29 protein-coding genes are annotated in these 25,594 nt (G+C 69.3%); 13 read left to right on the top strand and 16 right to left on the bottom strand.

Annotated elements, in window-relative coordinates; genetic code table 11:
• Positions 1-5: 5 nt before the first annotated feature.
• Positions 6-941: a hypothetical protein gene (locus tag RX333_RS12035; RefSeq protein WP_316015187.1), complete on the top strand. Its 936-nt coding sequence runs from the start codon at positions 6-8 to the stop codon at positions 939-941.
• Positions 942-953: 12 nt separating this feature from the next.
• On the opposite strand, the gene RX333_RS12030 is transcribed toward RX333_RS12035, so the two are convergent.
• Positions 954-1,742: an SRPBCC family protein gene (locus tag RX333_RS12030; RefSeq protein ID WP_410056071.1), complete on the bottom strand. Its 789-nt coding sequence runs from the start codon at positions 1,740-1,742 to the stop codon at positions 954-956.
• Between the two features lie 74 nt (positions 1,743-1,816).
• On the opposite strand from RX333_RS12030, the gene RX333_RS12025 reads away from it, so the two are divergent.
• The 5 genes from RX333_RS12025 to RX333_RS12005 are packed head-to-tail and all read left to right on the top strand — an operon-like array spanning position 1,817 to position 3,771.
• Positions 1,817-1,960, top strand: a complete 144-nt coding sequence (locus RX333_RS12025) for a TetR family transcriptional regulator (protein ID WP_316015186.1) — start codon at positions 1,817-1,819, stop codon at positions 1,958-1,960.
• A 27-nt stretch (positions 1,961-1,987) separates the two neighbouring features.
• Positions 1,988-2,419 carry a hypothetical protein gene (locus tag RX333_RS12020; RefSeq protein WP_316015185.1) on the top strand — a complete coding sequence of 144 codons (432 nt, stop codon included), beginning with the start codon at positions 1,988-1,990 and terminating at the stop codon, positions 2,417-2,419.
• 10 nt (positions 2,420-2,429) lie between these two features.
• The gene (pgsA, locus tag RX333_RS12015; protein ID WP_316015184.1) at positions 2,430-3,089 is read left to right on the top strand and encodes a CDP-diacylglycerol--glycerol-3-phosphate 3-phosphatidyltransferase; all 660 of its coding nucleotides are present in this window, start codon (positions 2,430-2,432) and stop codon (positions 3,087-3,089) included.
• Positions 3,086-3,331, top strand: coding sequence for a molybdopterin converting factor subunit 1 (moaD, locus tag RX333_RS12010; protein WP_316015183.1), 246 nt, complete (start codon positions 3,086-3,088; stop codon positions 3,329-3,331). Before pgsA ends, moaD begins: the two co-directional genes overlap by 4 nt.
• Positions 3,331-3,771, top strand: coding sequence for a molybdenum cofactor biosynthesis protein MoaE (locus RX333_RS12005; protein ID WP_316015182.1), 441 nt, complete (start codon positions 3,331-3,333; stop codon positions 3,769-3,771). Before moaD ends, RX333_RS12005 begins: the two co-directional genes overlap by 1 nt.
• 4 nt (positions 3,772-3,775) lie before the next feature.
• On the opposite strand, the gene RX333_RS12000 is transcribed toward RX333_RS12005, so the two are convergent.
• Genes RX333_RS12000 through ubiA form a run of 3 tightly spaced genes read right to left on the bottom strand, consistent with a single transcriptional unit; the run spans position 3,776 to position 7,140 of the window.
• Entirely contained in the window at positions 3,776-4,111 is a 336-nt protein-coding gene (locus RX333_RS12000; protein WP_316015181.1) for a hypothetical protein, read from the bottom strand.
• A gap of 11 nt (positions 4,112-4,122) precedes the next feature.
• Positions 4,123-6,120, bottom strand: coding sequence for an OmpA family protein (locus RX333_RS11995; protein ID WP_316015180.1), 1,998 nt, complete (start codon positions 6,118-6,120; stop codon positions 4,123-4,125).
• A 60-nt stretch (positions 6,121-6,180) separates the two neighbouring features.
• Positions 6,181-7,140: a 4-hydroxybenzoate octaprenyltransferase gene (gene ubiA, locus RX333_RS11990; RefSeq protein ID WP_316015179.1), complete on the bottom strand. Its 960-nt coding sequence runs from the start codon at positions 7,138-7,140 to the stop codon at positions 6,181-6,183.
• Between the two features lie 90 nt (positions 7,141-7,230).
• On the opposite strand from ubiA, the gene RX333_RS11985 reads away from it, so the two are divergent.
• Positions 7,231-7,956, top strand: coding sequence for a 16S rRNA (uracil(1498)-N(3))-methyltransferase (locus tag RX333_RS11985; protein ID WP_316015178.1), 726 nt, complete (start codon positions 7,231-7,233; stop codon positions 7,954-7,956).
• Between the two features lie 62 nt (positions 7,957-8,018).
• Positions 8,019-8,540, top strand: a complete 522-nt coding sequence (locus tag RX333_RS11980; protein WP_316015177.1) for a hypothetical protein — start codon at positions 8,019-8,021, stop codon at positions 8,538-8,540.
• On the opposite strand, the gene RX333_RS11975 is transcribed toward RX333_RS11980, so the two are convergent.
• Positions 8,537-9,121 carry a GNAT family protein gene (locus RX333_RS11975; RefSeq protein ID WP_316015176.1) on the bottom strand — a complete coding sequence of 195 codons (585 nt, stop codon included), beginning with the start codon at positions 9,119-9,121 and terminating at the stop codon, positions 8,537-8,539. The genes RX333_RS11980 and RX333_RS11975 overlap by 4 nt on opposite strands.
• Positions 9,122-9,198: 77 nt before the next feature.
• The gene (locus RX333_RS11970) at positions 9,199-9,594 is read right to left on the bottom strand and encodes a DUF6636 domain-containing protein (RefSeq protein ID WP_316015175.1); all 396 of its coding nucleotides are present in this window, start codon (positions 9,592-9,594) and stop codon (positions 9,199-9,201) included.
• 131 nt (positions 9,595-9,725) lie between these two features.
• On the opposite strand from RX333_RS11970, the gene RX333_RS11965 reads away from it, so the two are divergent.
• Complete coding sequence (locus RX333_RS11965; RefSeq protein ID WP_316015174.1) at positions 9,726-11,096, top strand: glutamate--cysteine ligase; 1,371 nt, start codon at positions 9,726-9,728, stop codon at positions 11,094-11,096.
• An 11-nt stretch (positions 11,097-11,107) separates the two neighbouring features.
• Positions 11,108-11,944, top strand: coding sequence for a fumarylacetoacetate hydrolase family protein (locus RX333_RS11960; protein WP_316015173.1), 837 nt, complete (start codon positions 11,108-11,110; stop codon positions 11,942-11,944).
• On the opposite strand, the gene RX333_RS11955 is transcribed toward RX333_RS11960, so the two are convergent.
• Positions 11,929-12,624, bottom strand: a complete 696-nt coding sequence (locus RX333_RS11955; RefSeq protein WP_316015172.1) for a CDP-alcohol phosphatidyltransferase family protein — start codon at positions 12,622-12,624, stop codon at positions 11,929-11,931. The genes RX333_RS11960 and RX333_RS11955 overlap by 16 nt on opposite strands.
• A 388-nt stretch (positions 12,625-13,012) precedes the next feature.
• Here RX333_RS11955 and RX333_RS11950 point away from each other — a divergent pair, with 388 nt between their 5' ends.
• Complete coding sequence (locus RX333_RS11950) at positions 13,013-13,186, top strand: hypothetical protein (protein ID WP_316015171.1); 174 nt, start codon at positions 13,013-13,015, stop codon at positions 13,184-13,186.
• Positions 13,187-13,223: 37 nt separating this feature from the next.
• Here the strand turns inward: RX333_RS11950 and RX333_RS11945 are convergent, their stop codons facing one another.
• From RX333_RS11945 to RX333_RS11930, 4 genes are all read right to left on the bottom strand, one after another.
• Positions 13,224-14,180 (bottom strand): tyrosine recombinase XerC, encoded by a 957-nt coding sequence (locus tag RX333_RS11945; protein WP_410056072.1) that lies wholly within the window; start codon positions 14,178-14,180, stop codon positions 13,224-13,226.
• The gene (locus RX333_RS11940) at positions 14,168-14,848 is read right to left on the bottom strand and encodes a DUF484 family protein (protein WP_316015170.1); all 681 of its coding nucleotides are present in this window, start codon (positions 14,846-14,848) and stop codon (positions 14,168-14,170) included. The genes RX333_RS11945 and RX333_RS11940 overlap by 13 nt, the downstream gene beginning before the upstream one ends.
• A 2-nt stretch (positions 14,849-14,850) precedes the next feature.
• On the bottom strand, positions 14,851-15,504 hold the full coding sequence (gene fsa, locus RX333_RS11935) for a fructose-6-phosphate aldolase (protein ID WP_316015169.1): 654 nt from the start codon (positions 15,502-15,504) through the stop codon (positions 14,851-14,853).
• A gap of 71 nt (positions 15,505-15,575) precedes the next feature.
• Positions 15,576-16,187 carry a class I SAM-dependent methyltransferase gene (locus tag RX333_RS11930; protein WP_316015168.1) on the bottom strand — a complete coding sequence of 204 codons (612 nt, stop codon included), beginning with the start codon at positions 16,185-16,187 and terminating at the stop codon, positions 15,576-15,578.
• Between the two features lie 86 nt (positions 16,188-16,273).
• Between RX333_RS11930 and RX333_RS11925 the strand changes: the two genes are divergently transcribed.
• Positions 16,274-17,164 carry a LysR family transcriptional regulator gene (locus RX333_RS11925; protein WP_316015167.1) on the top strand — a complete coding sequence of 297 codons (891 nt, stop codon included), beginning with the start codon at positions 16,274-16,276 and terminating at the stop codon, positions 17,162-17,164.
• A 74-nt stretch (positions 17,165-17,238) separates the two neighbouring features.
• On the opposite strand, the gene xylF is transcribed toward RX333_RS11925, so the two are convergent.
• Positions 17,239-18,267 (bottom strand): D-xylose ABC transporter substrate-binding protein, encoded by a 1,029-nt coding sequence (gene xylF / locus RX333_RS11920; RefSeq protein WP_316015166.1) that lies wholly within the window; start codon positions 18,265-18,267, stop codon positions 17,239-17,241.
• A 203-nt stretch (positions 18,268-18,470) separates the two neighbouring features.
• Between xylF and RX333_RS11915 the strand changes: the two genes are divergently transcribed.
• Positions 18,471-20,738 (top strand): primosomal protein N', encoded by a 2,268-nt coding sequence (locus tag RX333_RS11915; protein ID WP_316015165.1) that lies wholly within the window; start codon positions 18,471-18,473, stop codon positions 20,736-20,738.
• A gap of 99 nt (positions 20,739-20,837) precedes the next feature.
• Here the strand turns inward: RX333_RS11915 and RX333_RS11910 are convergent, their stop codons facing one another.
• The 4 genes from RX333_RS11910 to RX333_RS11895 form a co-directional block, all read right to left on the bottom strand.
• Positions 20,838-22,340, bottom strand: coding sequence for a YifB family Mg chelatase-like AAA ATPase (locus RX333_RS11910; protein ID WP_316015164.1), 1,503 nt, complete (start codon positions 22,338-22,340; stop codon positions 20,838-20,840).
• A gap of 51 nt (positions 22,341-22,391) precedes the next feature.
• Positions 22,392-23,327 carry a hypothetical protein gene (locus RX333_RS11905; protein ID WP_316015163.1) on the bottom strand — a complete coding sequence of 312 codons (936 nt, stop codon included), beginning with the start codon at positions 23,325-23,327 and terminating at the stop codon, positions 22,392-22,394.
• A 76-nt stretch (positions 23,328-23,403) separates the two neighbouring features.
• Positions 23,404-24,432: a uroporphyrinogen decarboxylase gene (hemE, locus tag RX333_RS11900; RefSeq protein WP_316015162.1), complete on the bottom strand. Its 1,029-nt coding sequence runs from the start codon at positions 24,430-24,432 to the stop codon at positions 23,404-23,406.
• A gap of 82 nt (positions 24,433-24,514) precedes the next feature.
• Entirely contained in the window at positions 24,515-25,495 is a 981-nt protein-coding gene (locus tag RX333_RS11895) for a zinc transporter ZntB (RefSeq protein WP_316015161.1), read from the bottom strand.
• Between the last annotated feature and the right edge of the window lie 99 nt (positions 25,496-25,594).

The following is a 25,594-nucleotide window of genomic DNA, read 5'->3' as shown; positions in this document are numbered from 1 at the left end:
GGGGCATGGCGGAGATCCGCAAATCGGCACAGGAGGTCGAGATCGATCATCTGCTGGCGGAGGAGTTCTGCTGCGACCGCGACTTCGCGCGGCGGTTCCTCGATGCATGCGGGTCGGACGATGACGTGTTCCATGTGGAAGAGGCGATCGCCGAACCTTCGCTGGGTGGGGAGGGTTTCGGTGATCTGCTGGTGACGGGCACGGGGCGCGACGGCATGCGCCGCGCGCTGCTGGTCGAGAACAAGATCGGGGCGGCGGCGGGCCATCGGCAGGCGGAGCGATACTCCGACCATGCCGACCGGATGCGCGCCGAGGGCTGGGCGGTCGAGACCGTGCTCGTCGCGCCCGCGAGCTATCGCGGGGAGCGGGATGCTTTCGACCTGAGCGCCGATCTGGAGGCGGTGTCGGACGCGATGCGCAATCCCGACGACAGGCGCCTCGCCTGGCGACGCGGGATCATCGCGCGGGCGCTGCAAAAGAAGGCGACGGGCGGCGTGCGCATCCCCGATGCCGCGGTCCACGCGCTGAAGAAGGCCTACCTCGCGCATATGGCGGAGCTGTGCGCGCGGCGTGGCGAGCCATTCGCCTTCCCGGCCCTCGCGGCCGAGTATTACGACGGCGACAGCTGGGTCTGGCGCATCCGGCACGCCGATCTGCGCGAGGGGATCGAGTTGCGCCATCGGCTGTGGACGACGCTGAAGGACCCCGCCGGTGCCGTCGACCTGATCGTGCGCGATCCGTCCGACGCGGAACGGCACCTGTTCCGCGAGGAGCCGCCCGAAGGCGCGACCCACGCGCCCTTCTCCAAGGGGCGCGGCGACCTCGTCAGCATACGCCTGCCAGAGATGCGCGCGGCGGACGGTTTCGATCCGGCGATCGGCGATGCGGCCTTCGAGGCGATGGTGGAGCTGACGAAATGGTATCTCGATGCGCGGATCTGACGGGCGGTCGCGTCACCCCGCGATCATCTCCTCCACCACACGGTTGAAGCGGTCCAGCGCACCCTCGAAGCGGCCGAAGAGGTGGCTGGGGTTCCCGCGCGAGGCGAAGCCGGACTGGATCTCCTCGCCCAGCTCGAAATCCTCCATCAACGCAATCACGGTGATGCGTTGGTTCTTGTCCCAGTGCGCCTGCATCTCCGGTGTCCGCGGGGCGGAGTTCGGGACGAGTGTGGCCATGCGCACGCGGGTCAGCGCCTCCGACACCGGCTCGAAGTGGAACCACATCACGTGGTCCTGCTGCACGAGCGGCTGGGTGTTGACCATCATCAGATAGACGAGGTTCGCATCCCGGCGCAGGTGCCAGTCCGCCTCGGGCGCGTCGCCGAGATCGGGCATCGAGTTGCGCGGCAGCATGGCACGGATATGCGGGCCGAAGCTCTGCCAGATCAGCAGGTTGTCGGGAAAGTAGGGGCCGATGGTGTCCTTGTGCGCGACGCGGAAATGGTAGGCCTCCAGGCCCCCCTCGATCAGTAGCTTCCAGTTGGCGGCGATGTCGATCTGCTCGATCGCGGCGATGCGGTGGTCCGGCAGGCCGATCCAGTCGAAATCGGCTCCGAGCGCGCCGATCCTGGCGTCGATACCGGGCATGTGCGCGACGTCCGGTTCGGCGATTACCCAAGTGAACACGCGTTTGCAGCCCGCAGCTTCCCGCTCCAGCGTCGCGCCGCGATGGCGGCAGACGTTGGGAAGGACGCGGACATCGTCGTCATCGTCGCGGGTCAGCAGGAGCGGCAGGTACATGGAGCGCAGGGTGAGGAAGGCGCGCGGGCCTTCGATCTCGGAGGGTCGCGATCCGACCTTACGGAAAGCCGCTCATGTCCGACAGCCTCACGCGCCACCTCGCGCTCGCCCGCGACGGGCTGGGGGGCACCAGCCTCGCTGCCATCGCGGGGGACGCGGGCGTGACCAAACAGGCACTGCTGCACCATTTCGGCAGCGAGGAGCTGCTCCAGGCCTAGGTGCTGGAAGGGCTCGCGGACAGTCTGATGGCAGACCTGGCTGAGGAGGGCGGCGCGGCACGGGATCTGCTGTCGCGCCAACTGCACCGGCTGCGTGCGGCATCGGTGGAGGGCGGCGAGGACCTGACGCTGGTGGTGCGCGCCCTGTTCGACGCAGATGGCTCGGCCCGGCGCTGGTGGTTCAAACCTTGTCTCGACCGACTGGTCGAACTGGGACCGGATGTGGCGCCCGGCGTGCCCGCTCACCGGATCGCGGCGACACTGTTCGGCCTGCTGGGCAAGATGCACTACCTCGCGATCTCGATCGACACCTTGCAGGCGATGTACGGGGCGGACTCGCCCATCGCAGCCTATAACGCGGCCTTTGCGGCGGAGATCGACGGGCTGCTCGCGCCCGACGCGGAGAAATTCGTGCTTGGAAGCCGTTGGGGACTACCCCACGGGGGCGGGGCGGGCTAGATCGAACCCCATGCGCTGGACTGTACCGAATATACTCACCGTTCTGCGGGTCGCCGCGGCCCCGATGATCGCCATCGTCTTCCTGATCCTGCCGCGCCCGGCGGCGGACTGGGTGGCGCTGGCACTGTTCATAGGCGCATCGCTGACCGATTTCGTCGATGGCTGGATGGCGCGGCGCTACGACATGGGCTCGCCCTTCGGCAAGATGCTCGACCCGATCGCGGACAAGGCGATGGTGGTCATCGCGCTCGCGGCACTCTTTGCGCTGATCGGGCTCAACTGGTTCTACGTGCTGCCCACCGTGCTGATCCTGCTGCGCGAGGTGCTGGTCTCGGGCCTCCGGGAATTCCTCGGCAACGTGAAGCTCGACGTGACCAAGGTCGCGAAATGGAAGACGACGACGCAGATGTTCGCCATCGCCGTGCTGCTGGGCGCGGGGGCCGTCGACGCGGAATACCGCGCGCTGACCTTCACGATGGAGATCATCGAGGTCGAGGCCGTGCTGGCGGGGCAGGCCGAGGATCGCGGCGGGCTGGTCCTGCTGCATCTGGGCCGCGATTTCCTGTTCGCGATCGGGCTGATCCTGCTCTGGATCGCCGCCGTGCTGACCGTCTGGTCGGGGGCCGACTATTTCCGCAAGGCCATGCCCTACCTGGAGGACAAGGGATGAGGGTCCTCTACTTCGCTTGGCTGCGGGAGCGGATCGGTGCCGGGTCCGAGGACATCGCGACCGAGGCCGCGACCGTCGCAGACCTCGTGGCCGAACTGGCCGCGCGCGACGCGCGGCATGCAGCCGCCTTCGCCGACATGAGCGCGGTGCGCGTGGCGCTGGACGAGGAGATGGCGGAGATGACCGCGCCGCTCGCCGGCGTACGCGAGGTCGCTTTCTTTCCGCCGATGACGGGCGGCTGATGGCCGTTCGCGTTCAGGAAGCGGACTTCGATCCGGGGGCGGAACTCGATGCGTTGGTCGCGGGGCGGACGGATGTCGGCGCGGTGGCGAGCTTCACCGGGCTGGTGCGCGGCGGCGACGTCACCGAGATGGTGCTGGAACACTGGCCCGGCGTGACCGAGAAGGCGCTCGCCGCCATCGAAGATGAGGCGCGGGGCCGCTTCGAACTGAACGCCAGCCTGATCGTCCACCGCTACGGCCCGCTCGCCCCCGGCGCGCGGATCGTCTTCGTCGCGGCGGCGGCCCCTCATCGCCGCGCGGCCTTCGAGGCGGCGGAATTCATGATGGACTACCTCAAGACCCGCGCCCCCTTCTGGAAGAAGGAGGTCACGCCCGACGGCGCCTCCTGGGTCGATGCGCGCGAGGCGGACGACGCGGCGGAGGCGCGCTGGCGCGACTGATGGCCTAGTCCGCGGTCCGCGCCCGCTCAGCCTCGTAGGCGGCCTGCCAGTCGAGCACCTGCTGGCGCGCGCCGCGAAGTCCGTCCATCGCGGCGTCGAGCTCGGCCTGCTTTTCCCGCAACTGCGCGCGCAGCGACTGGTCGGTGGCGGCGAGCTGGGCAGCAATCGCGGCCTGGCCTTCCTCCGCCTGCGCGAGGCGGGAAGTCATGTCTTCCACGGTCTCGACGCGCGATGTGCCGGCCCGCGCTAGGCTGCCATAGAGCCAGCGTAGCAGCCAGCCCAGCACGAACGCGCCCATCAGGGCCGCCGTCATCGCGAGGATGAGTTCGTCGCGTGTCATCTTCTGTCCTCTTACTCGGCGGGGGCGGACGCCTCCTCGTCCGTGTCCGCTTCGGGCGCTTCTTCGCCCGTAGTGATGTCGGGCGTGCCGGTGTCTGCCTCGCCCTCGTCTTCCGTCTGATCGACGCTCTCGTCGTCCGTCTCCGGCGTCCCGTCCTGCTCTTGCCCGGCAGGGTCGACGACGCGGAACTCGATGCGACGGTTCAGCTCCCGCCCCTCGGCGGTCTCGTTTGTGGCGATGGGGTTCACCTCGCCGAAGCCTTCGGCCTGCATCCGGTCGAGGAATACACCACGCGCCAGCAGCGCGTCGAGTACGCTGTCGGCCCGCGCCTGCGAGATGCGCATGTTGCCATCCTCGCCGCCGGAGCTGTCGGTGAACGCGTCGATGAAGACCTGCGTGCCCGGACAGGTGGCCAGCACGGAGGCGATGGCGTCGAGCGGTCCGGCCGATCCGATGTCGAGTGTGGCGGAGCCCGGTGCGAACTCGATGCGCTGGTCGGCCTGCACGCGGGCGACGGCCGTGTCGCATTCGGCGGCGGAAACGCTGGGCGTCTCGATCTCGATCGGGGTTTCGGCGGGCGCCTCGACCGGGGGGGCGTAGCCCTCGACCTCGACGACGATCTCGGGATCGCTCATCAGTCGACCATCGAGGGTGGAGAGCAGCCGCGCCTCCAGATCCTCGCCCGCGCCGGTGCCGGTGATCCGGACCTCGTCCCCCTGCGCCCGGATCGAGCCGGTGTCGAGCAGGGCGAGCGCGTCGAGCAGCACCAGCGCATCGGCCAGCGGAAGCGCCGAGCCGGGCGCGTCGGCGATCAGGTCGATCTCGGTGGTGACGGCGGGGTAGGCGGTCGCGGCATAGCTTTCGAGCGCCTCGACCCCGTCCATGCCGCTGACCGCGCCGGTGACCGACAGGTCCGACGCGCCCCGGCTGAGGGTCAGGCCGATCGGGGCGGCGGTCTCGGTCGGGGTGGGGGCCTCGGCCACCGTCGCGGGGCGCATCACGGTGAGAGTGTAGCCCTCCGGCAGATCCGCCCGTACCCGCTCAGCCGCGCGTTCGGCAACCTCCGTCTCCAACGCCTCGCCCGGTTCGACGGCGACCACGCGGTCCCGGATCGTCAGGGTGGCCGCGGGCAGGTCCGACAGCAGGTCGATGCCCGTGCGCACCGTGGCGAGCCAGTTTCCGTCCGGCACGCCGAGCGCGACCGGGCAGGTGAGGCCCGAAAGCCCGGTGGTGGAGGCCACCGTCCGCAGGATGTCGCGGGCCGTCGCCTCGTCCGGGGCGGCGCAGGCGTCGAGCGCGTAGACACCCTCGCTGACCGAAAGGGTGAACGGATAGGGGCTGAGGACCATGCGCGGCGCGGTCAGCGCGAGGTCGAGCGCCAGCCCGTCCGGCGCGCCGTCACGCAGCAGGGCGGTCAGCGCCTGGCGGCTTTCCTCGTCGGGCAGCGCGGCCTCGACCCGCAGCGTGCCGTCCGACAGCTGCATCTGCCCGGTCTCGATCCGGGGCAGAGCTTCGGTCAGGAGCATGACGGCATCGGGCCAAAGCGGGGCGTCGCGATCCTCGTCCAGCGTCATCAGATCGACGAGGCGCCGTTCGGGGGCCGCGCGCAGCGCGGCGATCTGCTCCTCCGCGCTGTCGGGCACGCGACCCATCAACGTGACGAGGTCGCGGGTTAGCAGCACCGCCAGTTCCAGCGGCTCGGGCGGCAGTTCCTCCGCATCGGCGAGCGTGATGGCATCGTCGAGATCGTCCTCGGACACCAGCGCCTCGGCCACGTCGAGCGCGCGGAAGCGGGCGGCCTCGCTGGGCGCGGTGCCCGACAGCGCCACGCGGCGGCCATCCGCCTCGACCTCGACCCAGTCCTGACCGGCGGCGTCGAGCGCCGTCTCGACCTCCACCTCGGTCCGTTCCTCGATCACGGTCGCGCCGTAGCCCGCAAGATGCCACGCCCCGTAACCGGCACCGGCAAGACCCGCGAGGGCGACGACAATCGCCAGGATACGCATCATGTCACCTCACACAAACTGGCCTGTGTCCTAGTCCTGCGAGGCGGCATCGGCAAGGGAAGGTCAGGCGGGGATCACGGCGGCGAGAGCCAGCGCGCCCGCCAGGATCAGGCCCGCATCGCGATTCGAGCGGAACAGATGCAGGCACATGCCCGTGTCGTCGATGTCGAGATGGCGCATCTGCCACCACAGGTGCAGCCCGAAGCCCCAGACCCCGGCAAGTGCGATCACCATGCGCAGCGGCGGCGCGTCCACCAGCGCCAAAACGACCGCCAGCGCGGCCAGCGTCACCGACACGATCAGAAAGATCATCAGCCAGCGCGGCGTGGCTGTGCCGAACAGGCGCGCGGTGGACTTCACCCCGATCAGGGCGTCGTCCTCCTTGTCCTGATGGGCATAGATCGTGTCGTAGAACAGCGTCCAGGCGATGCCGGCGAGGTAGAGCAGGATCGCCGGCGCCTCCATCGTGCCGCGCACGGCGACCCACAGCAGCAGCGCCCCCCAGTTGAAGGCGAGCCCGAGGAAGACCTGCGGCCACCAGGTGAACCGCTTGGCGAACGGGTAGATCGCGACGGGGATCAGCGAGGCGAGGCCCATCGCGATGGCGGGCAGCGGAAAGGTCAGCAGGATCGTCCCGGCGATCGCCGTCTGCACCACCAGCCAGATGGCCGCGCCGCGCGGAGTGACCTGGCCCGAGGGCAGGGGGCGCGACCGTGTGCGCGCGACGGCGGCGTCGAACTCGCGGTCGGCGAGGTCGTTCCAGGTGCAGCCCGCCCCGCGCATCAGGAACGCGCCGAGAGCGCTGGCGACCGCGTACCAGACGGTGCGCGCATCCCACGTTCCGCTTGCGGCGGTGGCGAGGGCCAGCGCCCAGAAACAGGGGATCAGCAACAGCCAGGTGCCTGCGGGCCGGTCGGCGCGGCTCAGCCGCAGATAGGGCCGCGCGGCCCGCGGGGCGTGGCGGTCCACCCAGTTGCGGTCGGTCGCGTCGGCGACGCGCATGTCGGGCGATTCGGAGCTCATGCCGCCCTTATGGCAGATCGTGGCGCGGGTTGCAGGTGACGGGAGCCTCCGGCGGGGATATTTGGAACGAAGAAGAAGCGGAGGGGCGCGATGGCGGGGCCGAAGATCAGGTTGTTCACCGAACAGGACCTCGCGGAAGGGCGCGCGGTCGATCTGAGCGAGCACGCGCATTACCTGAGCGCCGTGATGCGGCAGGCGGCGGGGGCGGAGGTCCTGCTCTTCAACGGGCGCGACGGGGAGTGGCGGGCCGAGCTGACCGACGCGGCCAAGCGGCGCGCGGCGGCGCAGTGCCTCGACCAGACTTTGCCGCAGAGCCTGCCGCCCGATCTCGACCTCATCTTCGCGCCGATCAAGAAGGCCCGAACCGATTTCATCGTGGAGAAGGCGACGGAGCTCGGCGTCCGGCGCATTCAGCCCGTCTTCACGCGCTTCACCAATTCCGAGCGCGTGCGCCTCGACAAGCTGCGCGCGCATTGCATCGAGGCGGCGGAGCAGTGCGGCGGCCTCCACGTGCCGGAGTTGTTCGAGCCGGAACCGCTGGACCGGCTGCTCGATGGGTGGGGGGGCGACAGGCGGCTGATGTTCTGCGACGAGCGGATGGACGGGCTGGCGGCCGATGCGGCGCTGCGCGCGGCGGGTGGCGGTCCCTGGGCCGTCCTGATCGGCCCCGAGGGCGGGTTCACCGAGGACGAATCGTCGCGACTGTCCGCCTTGCCCTTCGTCACCAAGGTCGGCCTCGGCCCCCGCATCCTGCGCGCCGACACGGCGGCGGTGGCGGCAATCACCCTGTGGCAGGCGACGCTGGGCGACTGGTAGCGCTGCGCGTCCCGCGGGTCCGGTCTGGCGCGGTCGTGGATCGGGACCTATGCTGGCGTTCCATGAGCAAGCCGCCGATGATCCGACCCGAACTTACCGCCTGGGCGCGCCGCAATGGCGAAGTGCTGGCGATGCTGGGCCTGTTCGCCTTCGGTCTGTGGATCGCGACGCGCGGCGGCTGGGTGCTGGCAGCGCTCGGCACCGTGGTCGCCGTGACCGGCGCGATCCTGATGCGCAACGCGCTGATGCGGATGCGGTTCTCGCGCGGGGAGGGCGATCCGGGCGTCGTCATCGTCGACGAGCGGCGGGTGGGCTATTTCGGCCCCGACACCGGCGGCTTCTTCGAGATGGGGGAGATTCGCTCGGTCGAGTTGATGACCTATCCGACCGGCGCGCACTGGACGCTGCGTGGGCCGGACAGCACGCTCATCATTCCTGTGACGGCCAAGGATGCCGGGCAGCTCTTCGAGGTGTTCTCGGCGCTGCCGGGCTTTCCGATGAGCCGCGCCGTGCGGCTGGTCGAGGGTGAGCGAAGCGCTGCCACCCACGTCCTGTGGCGCGAGGCGCGGCGGCGCGCCTCCTAGCGGCCCAGCCTGAAGTCGAGGCCCGCCCGCGCCGACGGCCAGTCGGCGGCGGTGATAGAATAGACCGCCGTGTCGCGGATCGTGCCGTTCGGCAGGATCATGTGCGCGCGCAGGATTCCGTCGAGTCGCGCGCCCAGACGCTCGATCGCGGCGCGGCTCTGCCGGTTCATCACGTGGGTTCTCAACTCCACCGCGATGCAGTCGAGATCGTCGAAGGCATGGCCCAGCAGCATCCGCTTGCATTCGGTATTGACCGGCCCGCGCTGCGCGGAGGGGGCGAGCCAGGTGGATCCGATCTCCAGCCGCCGGTTCGCCGCGTCGATATTCATGTAGCTGGTCATGCCGACGGCGCGGCCGCACGCCCGGATCGCGAAGGGGCGCATGCGGCCTTCGGCCTCCAGTCCGAGACGGCGGTCTATCTCCGCCGCCATGTTCTCAGGCGCGGGGATCGTCGTGTACCACAGGCGCGACAGCTCGCCCTCGGCGCTGGCCCCGGCCAGGTCGGCGGCGTGATGGTGCGAGAGCGGCACCAGCTCGGCATGGTCCATGGCGGCGCTGAAACGGTCGGGCCAGTGGGGCATCGGCGGTCCTCCTCCCACCCGGTCTAGCCGCTGCACAGTCTTACGTCAGCGCCGCGATTGTATCCGCTACGGATCCGTCAGAACACGGACTGCTCCGCCCGGCGCAGGGCGAAGCCGCCGCCGTCACGGTTCACGCAGGTCATCCCCGTCTCGGACGACAGGCACTCGATCCCGCCATAGGAGAGCCCCGCGCCATAGGGCAGGACCAGCGGGTCCGCGCCGCCGATGGCATCCGTCACGCAAAGCGGCGCGCCCGCCCCGTCGCGCCCGACGCCGAAGGACTGCCCCCAGTCCCCGTCGCAATCGGCGGGCGGGGTCGTGAAGCTCTGCGTCGTCACCCCAAGGTCGCAACGCGCGCCGCCCAGGCTGTCGGACAGGATGCACCGGATATTGCCGCTGGGCGAGGTGAAGACGATATCTTCGGCCAGCGCGGGGCTGGCGATCGAAAGGGCAATGAGGGTCAGGCGCAGCATCTCGGCTCTTCGTTTCAGGGTGCCACTGAACCTAGCGGGGAAACGCTGAATTTCACGCTCCATCGTTGCCAAGGCAGGGGCGTCCCGCTACCTCGGGACAGACCAGCCGCGTCGCGAAGGAGCCGAGCCACATGTCCATCCCACAGTCCGGCGGCGGCCCGATCGAGCGGCGCGAGCAACTGGTCGAATATCTCGAATCGGGCTGCAAGCCCGCCGCCGACTGGCGCATCGGCACCGAGCACGAGAAGTTCGGCTACACGCTTCGGACCCACCGTCCGCTGCCCTACGAGGGCGACTGCTCGATCCACGCGATGCTGTCGGGCCTGTCCTCCCGCTTCGACTGGGCGCCGGTACGCGAACAGGGCAAGCTGATCGGGCTGGAGAAGGCGGGCGCGAATATCAGCTTGGAGCCGGGCGGTCAGCTCGAACTCAGCGGCGCGCCGCTGGAGACCATCCACCAGACCTGCGACGAGGTGAATACGCACCTCGCGCAGGTGAAGGCCATCGCCGACGAGATCGGCGCGGGCTTCATCGGCCTCGGGGCGGCGCCCGACTGGACGCATGACGACATGCCGCTGATGCCCAAGGGTCGCTACGCGCTGATGGACGGCTATATGGACCGCGTCGGTACCACCGGGAAATGGATGATGCGCCGGTCCTGCACCGTGCAGGTCAATCTCGATTTCGGCTCGGAAGCCGACATGGTGCAGAAGTTCCGCGTGGCCCTTGCCCTGCAGCCGGTGGCGACCGCGCTTTTCGCCAACTCCCCGTTCTGGGAAGGCGAGATCAACGGCTGGCAGAGCTTCCGCCAGCGCATCTGGCGCGACCTCGACGCGGCGCGCACGGGCGGTCTGCCCTTCGTCTTCGAGGATGGGATGGGGTTCGAGCGATATGTGGACTACGCGCTCGATGTGCCGATGTACTTCGTCTATCGCGACGGCGAATATGTCGACGCGCTGGGCCAGAGCTTCCGCGACTTCCTCGACGGAAAGCTGCCCGCGCTGCCGGGCGAGGTGCCCACGCTCAGCGACTGGGCCGATCACCTGACCACCATCTTCCCCGAGGCGCGGATCAAGAAGTTCATGGAGATGCGCGGCGCCGATGCAGGCCCGTGGCGGCGCCTCTGCGCGCTGCCCGCCTTCTGGGTCGGGCTGATGTACGACCAGGGCGCGCTCGACGCCGCCTGGGACCTGTGCCGCGACTGGACGCAGGAGGACCGCGAGGCGTTGCGCCACGATGCCGCGAAGGAAGGCCTCGCCGCCAAGGCACCGGGCGGCACGATGCTCGACCTCGCGCGGGCCTGCGTCGACATCGCCGAGGCGGGTCTGAAGGCACGCGCACGCACCGGCGCGGGCGGCCTGATCCCGGACGAGACCCATTTCCTCGCCGCGCTCAAGGACAGCCTGGCACGGGGCGAGAGCATGGCCGACGAGTTGCTGGCCAAGTATCACGGCGAATGGAACGGCGATCTGAGCCGCATCTACGTCGAACACAGCTACTGAGGGGGAACGCCATGAAACTGTTGAATGTCGGTGAACCGGGCGCGGAACGCGCCGCGATGCTCGATGCGGATGGCGGGCTGCGCGACCTCGGCGGTTATCTCGACCGGGTGGATGCCGCGGCCCTGCGCGCGGGCGCGCTTGACCGGCTGGGCGCGGTCGATCCGGGCACCCTGCCGATGGTGGCCGAGGGCACGCGCATCGCGCCCTGCGTGCTCGACGTGCCGACCTTCTTCTGCATCGGGCTGAACTATGCGGCCCATGCGGCGGAGGCCGGGGCGACCCCGCCTGCGGAGCCGATCGTGTTCTCCAAGGCGATCTCGGCGCTCGCCGGCCCGAACGACGACCTGATCCTGCCCGAGCACGCGCAGAAGGCGGATTGGGAGGTCGAGCTGGGCGTCGTCATCGGAACCCGCGCCTGGCAAGTGTCCGAGGCCGACGCGCTCTCCCACGTCGCGGGCTATTGCACCGTCAACGACATCTCCGAACGCGCCTGGCAGATCGAGGGCACGGGCCAATGGATCAAGGGCAAGTCCGCCCCCGGCTTCGGCCCGATCGGCCCGTGGCTCGTCACGGCGGACGAGGTGGCCGATCCCGGCGATCTCGACCTGTCGCTGAGCCTGAACGGGGAGGTGCGTCAGAATTCCAACACCTCCGACCTGATCTTCTCGGTCCCGCAGATCATCGCGCATCTCAGCCGCCACATGGCACTGATGCCCGGCGACGTGATTGCGACCGGCACGCCTTCGGGCGTCGGCATGGGCTGCGATCCGCAACGCTTCCTGCGCCGCGGCGACGTGATGGAGCTGGAGGTCGCGGGCCTCGGCCGTCAGCGTCAGGAAGTGCGCTGAGGGATCAGCTGCTGCGCGATCCCGGCAAACAGCAGGTAGAGGCTGGTGATCGCCAGCCCCGCCTGCGCGAAGGCCGGTCCGTCGAAGCCCACCCAGGCGAGCCAGGTCGCGAACACGCCCCAGATCAGCATCACCGGCAGCGACAGCGCCCGCCAGCGCTCGGTCCGCACGGGGTGGATGAACTTCCACGGAAAGAACTGCGCGAGCGAGATGCCGATGATCATGAACATCGCCGCCCACCCGCCGAAGTCGATCGCGAACAGCACCAGCACCACCATGTTCCAGCAGCCCGGAAAGCCCGAGAAGCTGTTATCCGAGGTCTTCATCCGCGTATCGGCGAAATAGACCACGCCCGTCACGCAGATCAGTAGCCCTGCGGCAAGGCTCCACCCCTCGCCTATCAGCGCGGCCTCGACCAGCGCATAGGCGGGAATGAAGACGTAGGTCAGGTAGTCGATGATGAGGTCGAGCAGCACGCCATCCCATTGCGGCGCGTTGCGCTTGATATCGACCTTGCGCGCCAGCGGCCCGTCGATGCCGTCCACCACGAAGGCTGCGATCAGCCACAGGAACATCGAGGCCCAGTCGGCGCGGCCGGCGGCGATGATCGCCATCAGGGCGAGACCCGCACCCGTAGCGGTCAGCAGGTGGACGGCGAAGGCACGAACGAACATGGGCATACTCTCGACTGGGGGTTCCCCTGCCTAGCAGACGCATGAATTCGGGCAACCGTTAGTTGGCGCGCCGTGAGCCGAGACGCCGTCCGGCGCTCGCGCAGGATGCCGCCCGGCGGGCCGCATCGCGCGGCCCTGCAGCTTTGATTCACCAAACCTTCAAGTCTATGAACGAAATCTTGCCGAATTACCTAAAACTGTCAGTTTCGCGAGCGAAACGGTCGAGCAAGACGTGTGATGCTTGGCAAATCCTGGCTCAGGCAGAAATCTGATCGTATCAATACTCGGAATTTTCGCGGATGCGCGATTTTTTGCCGATCGGGTCGAACGAATTGCCCTCTTGCGTGTTGATGACGGGAGGCGGGATGACCCGCCAGGATGAAAGGAATTTGAAATGACCCGTATCTTCACCGTCGCATTCGCCGCCGTGACCGCCCTGACCCTCGCCGCATGCGAGCCGACCCCGATGGGTGGTGCCGGCGTCGACGTGAACAACCGCAATAACGATGTGGACGCGACCGCCGAGCAGAGCATCGGCCAGGACCTGCAGGGCGCGCCCATTCAGTAAGGCGACCGCCACGACCGAACATGCGCCCGTCCTCCGGTCAGGAGGGCGGGCGTTTTCGTCTGGCCGCGTCGTAGATGTCCATCAGATGCGCTTGGTCGAGCGCGGTGTAGACCTGCGTGCTCGACAGCGAGGCATGGCCAAGCAGCGTCTGGATGGCCCGCAGATCGCCCCCCGCCTCCAGCAGATGCGTGGCGAAGGAATGGCGCAGCGCGTGCGGTGTCGCGGTCGCGGGCAGGCCCAGTTGCAGGCGCACGTCCGCCATCATCTTCTCGACCTGCGAGGCGTTCAACTTGCCGCCGCGTACCCCGCGGAAGAGCGGCGCGTCGGGCGACAGTTCGTGCGGGCAAAGGCGCGTATAGGTCGCGACCGCCTCGCGCGCGGCGGGCAGGACGGGGACGTCCCGCTCTTTCTTCCCCTTGCCGAGAATCCGCAATCGCTCGCCCAGCGGTGCGTCCGCACCTGTCAGGTTCAACGCCTCCGAGATCCGCAGCCCGCAGGCATAGAGCAGGGTGAGCACCGCCACGTCTCGCGCGGCGACCCACGGCTCTGCGTGTTGGACCTCGGCCAGCGAGAGAACGTCCCGCGCCGCGTCGGGCGATAGCGGGCGGGGCAATCCGGCCTTCACCCGCGGTGCGCGTGTGGCGAGCACAGCGGTGGCGTCCAGCCCTTCCGCCTCGGCGAGCCAGCGGTGAAAGCCCTTGACCGCCGATAGCGCCCGCGCGGCGGAGCGGGCGGACAGGCCCTCGCCGCGCAAATGCGCGATCCAGGCCCGCATCTCGGACGAGGTGACACGGCCCAGCCCGGCGAGGCCCACGGGCTCGCCGCGATGGCCGGTCAGGAAGCCCAGATAGATCGCGATGTCATGGCGATACGCCTCCGCGGTGGCGCGGGATTGGCCGCGCACTCCGACGATCTGCTCGATAAAACGGTGGAGAAGCGCGAGCGCGCCGTCGCTGCCTTCGGGCGCGATGCCCGTCCCGCTCACGCCAGCCAGCGGCGCACAGCGCGCTCGAAACAGCCGGCGAAGAAGTCGAGGAAATCGGTCGCCTGATCGGGCGTGAACCGCTCCGGGTCCGCCGCTCCGAAGACCAGCATCGCCGCGCGCCGACCCGTGCCCAAGTCGAGGCGCATCAATGCTTCGGACTGGATTAGCAGCGTTTCCTCCTCGAACACCGCCGCCGCGGTCCGGTCGACCCGGCGCAGGGTGACGCGGTCGGGGTCTCGGTCCCAGCCCGCGCCGATATAGCTGTCGACGCCGCCGGGCGGCAGCGCGACGAGGCCGGGCGCGTTGGCGATCGTCCGCTCGGCCTCGGTCAGTTCCAGCGCCAGGCGGACCGTGTCCACGTTGAGAATATCCGCCACGGGCCCGGTCATCGCGGTGAGGAAGCCCCCGAATTCGGTCGGGTCGAGCAATTCGAGCACCGCACGGTGCACCTGCTGCGCGCCCGACAGATTCTCGTAGGCCGCGGCGATCACCGTTCGGTGCGTCGCCTCCAGCGTGCCGAGCCGCCCTTCCAGCCGGTCGACCAGCACGCCGCGCAGGTCGGTGACGCGGCCGCTATCGTCCGCCTGGGCGGCGACGACGGCGCGCATCACCTCCTCGTCGCCCAGCACCAGAGACGGGTCGGCGAGGATCAGGTCACGGATCGCGGCGCGCTCCATGCTCAGAGGATCTTCTGCCCGGTCTTGGCCCAGTCGGCCATGAAGGCGTCGAGGCCGGCATCGGTCAGCGGGTGGTCGGCCAGCTTCTTGAGCACGCCCGGCGGTGCGGTGATGACGTCGGCGCCGATCAGCGCGCTTTGCTTGACGTGGTTCACCGTGCGGATCGACGCGGCGAGGATCTCGGTCCCGTAGCCGTAATTGTCGTAGATCTGGCGGATCTCGGCGATCAGGTCCATGCCATCGACGTTGATGTCGTCGAGCCGCCCGATGAAGGGGGAGATGAAGGTCGCGCCCGCCTTGGCGGCCAGCAGCGCCTGGTTCGCTGCGAAACAGAGCGTCACGTTGACCATGCGGCCCTCGGCGCTGAGCGTCTTGCAGGTCTTGAGGCCGGCCCATGTCAGCGGCACCTTCACCGCGATGTTCTCGGCGATCTCGGCCAGTTTGCGGCCCTCGGCGATCATGTCGTCGGCCTCGGTCGCGGTCACCTCGGCGGAGACGGGACCGTCGACAAGATCGCAGATCTCCTTGGTCACTTCGAGGATGTCGCGACCAGACTTCATGATCAGCGACGGGTTGGTGGTGACACCGTCGACGAAGCCCAGCTCGTTCAGCTCGGCGATGGCGTCGATATCGGCGGTATCTACGAAGAATTTCATGGCTCGGCCCCTTCGGTTGGCGATTTGCGGCGCACCATATCGGAAGGGTGGGGAAGGGGAAAGACGCCGCGTCAGATGCGCCGCGCGATCACGAGGCGCGAGGGCGGCCGGGCGGGGTAGTCGCCGGTCTCGAGGATCTCGAAGCCCGCGCGGTCGATGGCGGTTTCGAGGCCGGCGCGGGTCATGAAGCGCACGTAGGGGGCCTTTCCGACCAGCCTCAATGCGCCGATCACTGGCATGAACACGCGCCAGCGTCCGCCAAGACAGACGGATTTCGTGACCAGCAGACCGCCGGGCGCGAGGTGGTCGCGCATCTGCGCCAGCGTGCCGTCGAGGTCGCGGATCAGGTGCAGCAGGTTGAAGGCCATCACCATGTCGAAGCGCCGCCCGGCCAGCGTGGGGTCGCCCGGTGCGGCGGTCAGGAAGGTGAGGTTCGCGGGGGCGGGCTTGGCCTTCGCCTGTGCGATCATGCCCTCCGCATAGTCGGTCGCGGTGATGTGGGCGGCGGCGTCGGCGAGGCGAATGGCGCTCGACCCCGTGCCACAGCCGAATTCCAGTATCTCCGCCTCGGGCGGCATCCAGGCGCGGACGCGGGCGAGGGTCGCGTCCCAGGCGGGCACGTTGCCGACGGGGCGGGCGGCATAGGCGGGGGCTTCACGGGTCCAGAACTGGGCGTCGGTCATTGGTTTCTCCTTGGTCGGCAGGAGAGTAGCCTTTGCTGGCGATCTACGGAATTGCATGGTTAAGCAGATGCGGTATGCGTAGATGCATGAACTGGCAAGCGATCACCTTCGACTGGAATCAGGCGCGGGCCGTCCTCGTGACCGCGCGCGAAGGCTCGCTGTCGGCGGCGGCGCGGGCGTTGGGGCTGGCGCAGCCGACGCTCGGCCGTCAGGTCGCGGCGCTGGAGGCGGAACTTGGCGTCACCCTGTTCGACCGGGTGGGCAGGACGCTGGTGCTGACCGAGATCGGCGCGCGGCTCTGCGCGCATCTGGAGCGGATGGCGGATGCGGCGGCGGATGTCTCGGCGCTGGCGGCAGGGCAGGCGCGTGAGGTCACGGGACTGGTCCGTATTTCCGCCACCGACGTGATGGCGGTGGACGTGCTGCCGCCGATCCTCGCGGACTTGCGTCGGGAGGCGCCGGGGCTGGAACTGGAGATCGTGACCTCGAACGGGTTGTCCGATCTGCGGCGACGCGAGGCGGACATCGCGCTGCGCCATGCCCGGCCCGAGCAGCCGGAGCTGTATGCCCGAAAGCTGGGGGAGACGACCGCGCATCTCTATGCAGCGTCGGGCTGGATCTCGCGGCACGGGCGGCCGAGGGTGCCATCCGATCTGGCGGGACACGGCTTCGCGATGATCGAGCGGTCGCCGCGGATGGACGGTTTCCTGCGCGAGATGGGCCTGCCGGTGGATGAGATGCGGGTCGCCGTCGTGTCGCATAGCGGGATCGCGATGCGGGAGATGGTACGCCACGGCGCGGCGATCACCTTCATGACGCGCGACATGGCGGAGGCCGTGCCGGGGCTGGAGCGGGTGCTGCCCGATCTGCCGCCGATCCCGGTGCCGCTGTGGCTGGTCGCGCATGCCGAGTTGATGACGAGCGCGCGGGTCAGGCTGGTCTTCGACCGGCTGGCGGCCGCGCTGTCGCGGGGCTGAAAAAGGTCGGGCGGGGAAGGCTGGCCCCCTTCCACCGCCCTTACCCCCTCCAAGGGGGATCTCGTGTCCTGTGGTCAGTCGCAGGCCTCGACCTGGCCCGGCGCGACGTTCTGGCAGAGAGTATCCCGATCGATCCAACCGGCGCGAACCACGCGGTCGAGGTTGTCGCGGAAAATCGGCACGGGTTCGAGGAACATCGCGTTCATCACCGTTCCCGAGGGCGAGGTCCAGTCGGAGGCGTAGACGATGTCGTCGAGCGGCACGCCGTCGGCGAGAATCACCGCGATCTTGGCCGCCGCGTCGCCCAGGTCGCGCGCATCCTTCCAGACGGAGACGGTCTGCGTGCCGAGCGCCACGCGGTTGAGCGCGGCCCGGTCGCCGTCCTGACCCGAGACGGGGATACCGTCCATGCCCTGCGCGGCGAGGGCCGCCACCACTCCACCCGCGGTGCCGTCGTTCGAGGCGACGACCGCGTCGACGTCGTTGTCCTGTGCGGTCAGGATCTGCTCCATGTTGCGCTGAGCATTGGCGGGCAGCCAGCCATCCGTATAGGATTCGCCGACGATGGTGATGGCGCCGCTGTCGAGCGCCTCTTGCAGGACCTCCTGCTGTCCCATGCGCAGGAAATCGGCGTTGGGATCGGTCGGCGAGCCCTTGATCATCACGTAGTTGCCTTGCGGCTGCGCCTCGAGTACCGCGCGAGCCTGCATCCGGCCGACCTCGATATTGTCGAAGGTCAGGTAGAACACGCCCGGATCCTCGATCAGGCGGTCATAGGCGATGACGGGGATGCCCTCGTCGCGGGCACGGGCCACGGCAGGGCCGATCGAGAAGGCATCCTGTGCGAGGATGATGAGCGCATCGGCGCCTTGTGCGATCAGCGACTCGATGTCGGAGAGCTGTTTCGATGAGGAGGATTGCGCGTCAGCGGCGATGTATTGCGCGCCCTCGGCATCGAGCGCGCGGCGGATCGCGGCCTCGTCCGTGCGCCAGCGCTCCTCCTGGAAGTTCGACCAGCTGACGCCGACGACCAGTTCGTCCGCCTGTGCCGCACCGGCGAGACCGGCGGCGAGGGCGAGGATGAGTGCCCGTGCCGAAAACATCTGCGATTCCTTCCCAACGGGCCTGCTTGGCGCAAGCCTCTCGACGTTGCGTCACACAGTGCGAACTTTAATTCACGAGTCAAACGAAAAATCGCTATCCCGAATTGTGTTGCGTCGCGACAGCGCTGACATGCCCGGTTTTTATGCAGTTTCAGCACTTATAATTTTTGCGCGTGAAATATGATCGGGATCGGTTCCCCGCGATGCGGGTCTTGATCCTGCCGGGCGCCTGCGCACATCTGGAGGCCCTGGAACCGCGAGCGGTGCGCATCTTGTCCTCCCAACCCGATTCCCTGCCCGAAGGGGCGCTCGCCGCGGTCCTGACGCCGTCGATGCCGGAGCGGACGCTCGACTACCGTGCGCCGGAGGGGGGCGTGCGGGTCGGCGCCTTCGTCAAGGTGCCGCTGGGGCCGCGGCATGTGGGCGGCGTGGTCTGGGGGCCGGGGGCGGGCGATTACGATCTGTCGAAGATCCGGCCCATCGCCGCCGTGCTCGACGTGCCGCCGATGAGCGCCACCATGCGCGAGTTCCTGACACGGCTGGCGGACTACACGATGACGCCGCTGCCCGCGGCGCTGCGGCTGGCGACACGCGCGCCGGGGCTTGGCGAGCCGCCCGGAAAGCGGCACGTCCTGCGGCTGACCGATGCGCGGCCCGACCGGATGACCGATGCGCGGACGCGAGTTATCGCGTTCCTGGAGGAGCACGAGGGGCTCGGCTTCGCGCCCGGCGAACTGGCCGCGCTGGTAGGCGTGACCTCCTCGGTGCTGAAGGGGCTGGAGAAACAGGGCGTGCTGCTGCGCGAGGCGGCCCCGCGCGACGCGCCCTTTGCGCCGCTCGACCCCGACTTGCCGGGCAAGGTGCTGAATGAAGGCCAGCGCGCGGCGGCGGAGGTGCTGAGCGAGGCGGTGCGCGCGCGCCGCTACGGCACCACGCTGCTGAAGGGGGTGACGGGCTCGGGCAAAACGGAGGTGTATCTCGAGGCGGTCGCCGAAACCTTGCGCGCCGGGCGGCAGGCGCTGGTGCTGCTGCCCGAGATCGCGCTGACGGGCGAGTTCATCGCGCGGGTCGAGGCGCGGTTCGGCGCCGCGCCTGCCGAGTGGCATTCGGGCGTGACGCAGGCCGGGCGCAGGCGGGCCTGGATGGGTGTGGCCGAGGGGCGCGCGCGGCTGGTGGTGGGCGCGCGGTCGGCGCTGTTCCTGCCCTTCGCCGATCTGGGGCTTATTATCGTCGACGAGGAGCATGACGGTTCCTACAAGCAGGAGGACGGCATCCTCTACAACGCGCGCGACATGGCGGTGTTGCGCGCCTCTCTGTCGGGCGCGCAGGTCGTGCTGGCCTCGGCCACGCCGTCGCTCGAGACGTGGAGCAATGCCGAGGCGGGCAAGTACGCGCGGCTCGACCTGACGGAGCGGTATGGCGAGGCGCGGCTGCCCGAGATGCGTGCGATCGACCTGCGGGTCGATGAGCTGGAGCGGGAGAGCTGGATTTCGGAGCCACTGGCCGATGCGGTGCGCGCCCGGGTCGACGCCGGGGAGCAGTCGCTGCTGTTCCTCAACCGGCGCGGCTACGCGCCGCTCACGCTGTGCCGGGCCTGCGGTCACCAGGTCGGCTGCGACGATTGCGATGCGCGGATGGTCGAGCACCGGTTCCTCGGGCGGCTCATGTGCCACCAATGCGGCGCGACGAAGCCGGTGCCGACCGAGTGCCCGGCTTGCGGTAATCCCGACCACATGGCGGCGCTCGGTCCGGGGGTGGAGCGGCTGGCCGAGGAGGTCGCCCGCCGCTTCCCGGAGGCGCGAACGGCAGTGCTGTCCTCTGACATGACGATGAGCGCGCGGGCGCTGAAGGCCCGGATCGAGGAGATCGCGGGCGGGGCTGCCGACATCGTCATCGGCACGCAGATGGTGGCGAAGGGGCACAACTTCCCGCTGCTGACGCTGGTGGGTGTGATCGACGCGGATCTCGGACTGCAGGGGGGCGAGCTGCGCGCGGCGGAGCGGACGTTCCAGCTGATCCGGCAGGTGGCGGGGCGCGCGGGGCGGGCGGACCGCCCCGGGCTGGCCCTGATCCAGTCGCACCAGCCGGACCATCCGGTGATCCGCGCGATCCTCGGCAGCGACGAGGAGGCGTTCTGGCGCGCCGAGGCGGCCGAACGGCAGGCGGCGGGCGCGCCGCCCTTCGGCAAGATGGCTGGCATCGTCGTGTCGGGACCGGAGGAACGAGAGACCTTCGACCTCGCCCGCGCCTTGGCCGCGCGTGCGCATGTGCTGACGGATGGGGGCGCGCAACTCTTCGGACCCGCGCCCGCGCCGATCGCCCGGATCCGGGGCCGCTCCCGCGTGCGGTTGCTGGTGAAGGGTCCGAAGGGGCTGGCTCTGCAACCGCTGCTGGCGAAATGGGTCGAAGGGGTGGTGCCGCGCGCGAATTACCGGATCGCCATCGACATCGATCCGCAGAGCTTCTTCTGACGCGACGCGGTTTCGCGCTGCCGCGCGAGGATATCTATCACGAAGAAGAAGGTGGCTTTCTGCTTCGTCCAAATATCCCCGCCGGAGGCATCCGCGCCTTCAGATCGCGAGGCGGTAGGAGGCGGCCTCCGCCACGTGCGGGCGGGCCACGTCGGCATCGCCCGCGAGGTCGGCGATGGTGCGGGCGACCCGCAGGATGCGGTGATAGCCGCGTGCGGTCAGGCGGTATTTCTCGGCGATTTTCGTCATCAGCGCGCGGCCCTCGGCGTCGGGCGCGGCGTAGCGGTCGAGCAGATCGCCCTCCATGTCGGCATTGGTCGTCAGGCCGGGATGATCGGCGAAGCGGCGCGCCTGCGCCGCGCGCGCGGCGGCGATGCGGGCGGCCACGGTGGCGGAGCTTTCGCCCTGCGCCTCCCCGGTCAGGTCGGCGACCGAGACCGGGGCCACGTCGATGCGCAGGTCGAACCGGTCCATCAGCGGGCCGGAGATGCGGCCGAGATAGTCCTGCCCGCAGACCGGTGCCTTGGCGCAGGCGCGCGAGGGATCGGGCAGGTAGCCGCAGCGACAGGGATTGGCGGCGGCCACGAGCATGAAGCGGCAGGGGTAGCGGACATGGGCATTGGCGCGCGCGACCACCACGTCACCGGTCTCGACCGGCTGGCGCAGGGTTTCGAGCACCTGGCGCGAGAACTCGGGAAACTCGTCCATGAAGAGCACCCCGTTATGGGCGAGGCTGATCTCCCCCGGTCCCGCGCGCCTGCCGCCGCCGACGATTGCCGCCATCGAGGCGGTGTGGTGCGGCGTGCGGTAGGGGCGGCGGCGGGAGATGCCGCCGGATTCGATCTCTCCGGCGAGGGACTGGATCATCGAGGTTTCCAGCGCCTCGGCGGGCGTGAGGTCGGGCATCAGGCCGGGCAGGCGGGCGGCGAGCATGGATTTGCCGGAGCCGGGTTCGCCCACCAGGATGGTGTGATGGCGGCCCGCGGCGGCGATTTCCAGAGCGCGCTTGGCCCGTTCCTGGCCCTTCACGTCCGCCAGATCCGGGGCAGGCAGGTCGGCGCGGACCTCCCCCGCCTGGGCGGGCGCGAGGGTCATGCGGCCCTTGAAGTGGTTGACGATGGCGAGCAGCGACGGGGTGGCGAGAACCTGGCAGGCGCCGACCCAGGCGGCCTCGGCCCCGCAGGCTTCGGGGCAGATCAGGCCGCAATCGGCCTCCGCCGCCGCCATCGCGGCAGGTAGTGCGCCCGCGACCTTGACCGTCGAGCCGTCGAGCGACAGCTCGCCCAGCGTTACGTGGCGGTCTGCCTCCTCCGCCGGGATCACGTCCATCGCGGCCAGCAGGGCAAGCGCGATCGGCAGGTCGAAATGCGAGCCCTCCTTGGGAAGGTCGGCGGGCGACAGGTTCACGGTAATCCGCTTGGACGGCAGGGCGAGACCCATCGAGGTCATGGCGGCGCGCACCCGCTCGCGCGCCTCGCTCACCGCCTTGTCGGGCAGGCCGACGACGTGGAAGGCGGGCAGGCCGGAGGAGAGCGCGCATTGCACCTCGACCAGGCGCGCCTCGACGCCCTGGAATGCGACCGTGTGCGCGCGTGCGACCATGCGATCCTCCCTGACCTGCGCCCATCTCAACGGCCCAGGGTTAAGGCGGCGTTAACGCTGGGACAGGATCACCGGGTCGGGCAGGTCGAAGCCCTTGTCCCGCACCCGCGCGCAGAAGCGGGGGAGGAAATCGTCCTCCTTGGGCTGCAGAAGGTGGCTCATATGCCAGTGCAGATAGGGAACGAAGGGTGGGGCGCCGGCGATGGCCGTGTCGAGCGCGGCCGCGATCTCGTCCGCATGTCTTGCGACCGTCGCGATGTGGTGGAAATCGGTCTGGCCGCACAGCAAGGCGGGCGTGCGGTGCAGGTAGCCTTCGAAGGCGACGGCGGAGCATTGCGTGACCGAGACGGCGGCGGCGGCGAGCAGGTCGTGGATCGAGGCGTCGGTGACGTGCACGCCCGCCTCGGGGCGGTGCAGCGCATCCAGCCGCGTCCGCGCTTCCTTCGATTGCAGGGGATGGGGCTTGATGTAGACGGGCCGGTCGGCGCGCGCGGTAATGACGGCGTCGATCATCGCGAACTGCTCGACATAGGGGACCGTCAGGTCGCTCGGGACGAGCTCCTGACAGAAGATCGCGATCAGGCCTTGGGGCAGATCGGCCCCGGCGGGGGCCTGCTGATATTTCGAGCGGTTGCCCTCCACAAACTTCGCGCGCAGGCGGCGGAAGGTCTGGCGCGCGGCGGGTAGCGGGACGCTGTCCGCGTCGAAGGGCAGCAGGCGCAGGGTCGAGTGGTGCCGGGGCGCAAGCTCGTCGAGATACCAGTAGCCGTTGAGGTAATGCGGCAGAGTGACCAGGGTGTTGGGCGCGTAGCTCGGCTTGTCGGTCATCAACAGGTGGAAATCATCCTCGGACCGGCGCAGGACGGAGGCGGTCCTGAGGTCGTAGAGATGGACGGGCAAGCCGATCTCGGCGCAATGGTCGGCCAGGCGGTTGAAATAGGTGAACTTGCCCGAGACGATGCCGCCAAGGCGGTCGGGATATGCCATGATCTGAAGGTTGCGAGGGCCCGTCCGGGTGAGGCCGGGCCTCAGGAGGCCGGGAGAGGTGAGGGTCAGGCGACCCTCAGCCACGCACGGCCTCGAGCATGCGGTGCACGTTGTCCGGGCTCGCGTCCGGGGTAATGCCGTGCCCGAGGTTGAAGATATGCGGCCCGTTGGCGAAGGCGCGCACGGTCTCCTTCGTCTTGTCGGTCAGCGCCTGCCCGCCCTGCACCAGCAGCAGCGGGTCGAGATTGCCCTGGACGCAAGTGCGCGGCTGCAGATGGTCCGCCGCCCAGGCCGGATCGACCGAGGTATCGAGGGCAAGGCCCTGCACGCCGGTCTCCACCGCGAAACGGGCATAGTTGCCGCCCGCCATGCGCGGGAAGCCGATGATCGGCAGGTCGGGATGCTCGGCGCGCAGGGCGTCGACGATGCGCTTCGCGGGCGCGATGGCGTATTTCGCGAATTCCGTGCCGGGCAGGGCACCGGCCCAGCTGTCGAAGATCTTGATGACTTCCGCCCCGGCCCGGACCTGCTGCAACAGGTAGTGGATGGTGGCGTCGGTGATGCGGTCGAGCAGCGCCTCGAAGGTCGCGCGGTCGGAATACATAAGCCGCCGCGCGGGGGCCTGGTCGGGCGTGCCGCGGCCCGCGATCATGTAGGTGGCCACCGTCCAGGGCGCACCGGCAAAGCCGATCAGCGGCACGTCCGCGGGCAGTTCACGGCGCAGGATGCGCACGGTCTCGTAGATCGGAGACAGGGTCTCGTCGATATCGTCAACGGGGCCGAGGCGCGCGAGATCGGCGACGGAGGTGACGGTCGAGAGGCGCGGCCCCTCGCCCTGCACGAAGGTCAGATCGGCACCCAGCGCCTGGGGCACCAGCAGGATGTCCGCGAACAGGATCGCCGCGTCGAAGGCGTAGCGGCGCAGCGGCTGGAGCGTGACCTCCGCGGCGAGTTCGGGCGTGTAGCACAGGTCGAGGAAGCTGCCTGCCTTGGCGCGCGTGGCGCGGTATTCGGGCAGGTAGCGGCCCGCCTGCCGCATCATCCAGACGGGGGGCGTGGGCAGGGTCTCGCCCGCGAGGGCGCGCAGCAGGAGCTTGTCGGTCATCGGATCCTCGGGCCTGTGGGTCGCCTTCCCGCATATGCGGGCGCGGACGGTATTGTCCAGAGACTGGACGACGCGTCGGGCTCTAGCGGAACATGCCCAGATGGCGGAACAGCCAGACCAGCCCGCCGGTCAGCGCGACGAGGGCGGCGCAGACCCACCAGAAGGCGTAGGGGCTCTCGGTGCCGGGGACGCCGCCCACGTTGATGCCGAGCAGCCCGGTCAGCAGGCCCAGCGGCAGGAAGATCGCGGCGACGACCGACAGGATCAGCATCTGGCCGTTCATGCGCTCGGCCCGCCGGTCCATGATCTGGTCGTGCACCACCTGCGCGCGGTCGCGGATCGCGTCGAGATCCTCGCCCAGACGGAACACGCGCTCCGCCGCCTCGCGCAGGCGGGAGCGGTCGTCGGCTGTCAGCCAGGGCAGATCCTCGATCTCCAGCGTCGTCAGAGCATCGCGCTGGGGCAGCATGTAGCGGCGCAGGATGATCGCCTCCCGCCGCAGGTCCGACAGATCGAGGCGGGGGATGCTGGCGCGTTCGTCGAGGACGAGATCCTCCAGATCGTCGATCCGCTCGTTGAGGGCCGCGACCGACGGTTCGGCCCGGTCGGCGAGACGCAAGGCCAGCCGCGCGACGAAGGCACCGGGTGTGGTCGGGGCCTGTCCGCGATCGGCGGCCTCGAGAATGTCGCGCACGGCGCGAAGTGGTCGGATCCAGATACCGATGACCCGCTCCGCCTCCACCCAAAGGCGGATCGAGACCATGTCCTCGGGCTCCGCGCCGGGATTGAGGTTCACGCCGCGCAGATTCACGAGGGCGCCGTCGCCGTGCACGGTGCAACGGGGGCGCGTCTCCTCGGCCATCAGCGCCTCGACGACGAACCCGTCGAGGTCGCAGGCATCTAGGGCGGCACGCGTGCCCTCCGCATCCCGGCGCAGGTGCAGCCAGCTGAACCCGCCGCGCGGCGGCGATCCCGGCGGAACCGGGGGCGCGTCCTTCACCGCATGTCCCGCCCCGTCGAAGAGGAAGGCGAGGCGGTCGGGCAGGGGGGCGAGATCGGACATGGCTCGCATGATAGGCTTGCGAAACGTCGTGTCACGCGGTCGGAGACTTCCCCGCGGATTGGAATTGATCTAAATCATGGTCCGGGACATACGCTCCAT

This window comes from Roseobacter sp. HKCCA0434 (genome assembly GCF_032464675.1).
GTDB lineage: Bacteria > Pseudomonadota > Alphaproteobacteria > Rhodobacterales > Rhodobacteraceae > Pontivivens.
Note: the sequence above shows the minus strand (reverse complement) of the source record. Positions and strands in the feature narration are given on the sequence as shown.